This window comes from Mesorhizobium sp. LEGMi-168a (assembly GCF_058312955.1).
The window spans coordinates 1-1,397 of the sequence record NZ_JBZEGV010000097.1 but is presented as its reverse complement, the minus strand read 5'-3'; the positions used below and the strand labels follow the sequence as shown (position 1 = coordinate 1,397).

At 51.2% G+C, this 1,397-nt stretch carries 2 protein-coding genes; both read right to left on the bottom strand.

Annotated features, from left to right (window positions below):
- Positions 1-124: 124 nt before the first annotated feature.
- Entirely contained in the window at positions 125-214 is a 90-nt protein-coding gene (locus AC4FWB_RS34110; RefSeq protein WP_036257910.1) for a K(+)-transporting ATPase subunit F, read from the bottom strand.
- Between the two features lie 419 nt (positions 215-633).
- Positions 634-1,332, bottom strand: a complete 699-nt coding sequence (locus AC4FWB_RS34105; RefSeq protein ID WP_491030599.1) for a hypothetical protein — start codon at positions 1,330-1,332, stop codon at positions 634-636.
- Positions 1,333-1,397: the final 65 nt, after the last annotated feature.

Sequence of the window (1,397 nt, the reverse complement as noted above, 5' to 3'; positions counted from 1 at the left end):
GATCGCCGCTGAAGACGCGGTACATGTAGCCGCCGAGCGGCTTCACAAGCAAAAGCAGGATCCCGCAATAGACGAGGATCTGTATCCAGCCATTTATGGTCATGATGGGCTCTCCGCGTGCCGGTCAGAAGCGCTCTGGGCGAATGAGCGCGTAGGTGAGGTAGGCAAGCAGGAACAAAGTCACCGCGCCGCCGAGTATGTAATCGAAAAGCATGATCCGACCCTTCCGCTCAGATTCTGTCGCAGGCTCTGACGTAGGCCAAGGACAAGGCGAAGAATAAAATCCCGATCCCGAGAACTATGAGGTCCATTGCTGGCGTTCCTTGTTTTCGCTCGTTCTTTTCCGGCCTGACGTAGGCGGGATCAAAACTGCATGTGAACGCTCGTCACCTTGGTGGTGACGGCGATCAAAACTTCGTGGCGGAGCGAAATATGGACCCGATCGCCATAAAGGTTCGAGACGAGGCGGGAGGGAAAGATATAGGAATTTTATAGGGGTTTGCGGTGCGCCGGCACGTAATGTGTCCGTTACGATGTCTGCTACGTTGTCGAAGGCAATCTTATTTCGAGCGGTTGCAAACCCTGCTAAGGCGCACCCTCACAGCGGCCAACTGAGATCGGCGCAGTAACGACTTATACGACGATCTCGGCAGCGAGCTTGGGCTTTTTCAGCCTTGCTCCTTTTGGGAGCTTGCCGTCCCTCAAGAATCCACGCAGACCCTCGGTGAACGGTTTAAATCGACGAAAGGCTAGTTGGGAACTAGCGAGCTCATATTTGACGCCGTTCTTGATGGCGCTCTCAAGGTGAATGGCATTGCGCAGTTTATAGAAGGATTTTATCTCTTCGCCAAGCTCAGCATCGACAAAGCCAATCTTGACGGCAGCATCAACCTTATCGTCGAACTTAATTGAAATCGGATTTGTTCGCTGCCTAGTTTGGATACAAAGTTCAACGGCTTCGCCGCCCGTGGTCGATAATTGCAAGTTGCTAGAAATGGCTCCAACACGCTTAAAAACCGTGTGAAATTCGATATCGGTTACTGCTTGGTGTTCGGAAAACTTTGACCACAAGAAGTGAACGATGATCGCTTCATAGATGCCCGCATACTGAACGATTTGGAACTTAACGTGAGCATGAAGGCGCTTTTCTGTTACTTGTAAACCTTCGCCGAGTTTGTAGATATAACGAGCCGCATAGAACTCGGATTCAATACGTTCCTTCAGCTTCTCATCTTCGATGAAATCAAACATCGCTGCGACCATGGTGTCGGGAGCAATGTCGCGATCACAATAAGAAAGAATCTGGTTTCGAGGTTCTTGATCTAGCGGCATTGCAGTCCCCAGGTGCGCATATAGGTCCTACTACAACCGCACAAACCGCTAGGGAAGCCCCGACC